General features: G+C 47.6%; 1 protein-coding gene and 1 pseudogene. One reads left to right on the top strand and one right to left on the bottom strand.

What is annotated here, in order from left to right; translation table 11 throughout:
• Positions 1-252, top strand: a pseudogene (locus KIV40_RS30635) (thiamine ABC transporter ATP-binding protein); the annotation flags it as partial.
• A 104-nt stretch (positions 253-356) separates the two neighbouring features.
• Here KIV40_RS30635 and yjgA read toward each other — a convergent pair.
• A partial coding sequence (gene yjgA, locus KIV40_RS30630) for a ribosome biogenesis factor YjgA (RefSeq protein WP_285353051.1) occupies positions 357-757 on the bottom strand: 401 nt, incomplete at its 5' end.

The raw sequence follows: 757 nt of genomic DNA, 5'->3' as shown, positions 1-757 counted from the left end.
TTGTTAGACGAGCCCTTCTCTGCGCTGGATCCTTTGTTGCGAGAAGAGATGTTAGCCTTGGTGAAGCAGCTCGCGGCTGAGCGCAATATTACAGTGATCATGGTGACTCACCATTTGGGAGATGCTCGCAGTCTTGCTAATAAATTTGCCTTTGTGGCTAAAGGACAGGTGTTGGTAGCGGATGCGATATATGCGCTGACTGCGCAGCATTCACAGCCTGAATTAGCCGCCTTTGTCCGAGCCGGTGAGTAACCCCTAGTTCCAAAATACGGGTCCTAAAATGCGGTTCGGTAATAAATACGCAGATATCAAAAAGGCCTAGCAGAAGCTAGGCCTTTTTGATCGCGTGATGAGTCTTATAGCTCGTCTTGCTTAAGTTCCTTAAGAACTTGGAAGATCTCGCGGTACGCTTTCGCTGGCTTACCTGCTTTTTTCTCTTTGTTTGCTTGACGCGCCAATTGACGTAGACGCTGACGGTCTGTTTCAGGGTGCGCTTCAACAACTTCAGAGATAGCCGCATCACCGTCTTCAACAATACGGTCGCGCAATTGCTCAAGCTTGTGCAGCTCGGCTGTTGCTTGAGAGTGTTTGTTGCGAACCTTATCTAGAGCCGCTTGAATTGGCTCTGGATCTTCATTACGCATCACTTTACCGATGTATTGCAGTTGACGACGTTTCGCTTCATTTTTAAAGCGTTGTGCATCTTTAATCGCTTCCGCCAAATCTTCAGACAGAGGAAATTTCTCTAGTACAGAAG

The organism is Vibrio sp. D173a, from assembly GCF_030248475.1.
This window is presented reverse-complemented; position numbering and strand designations above follow the sequence as displayed.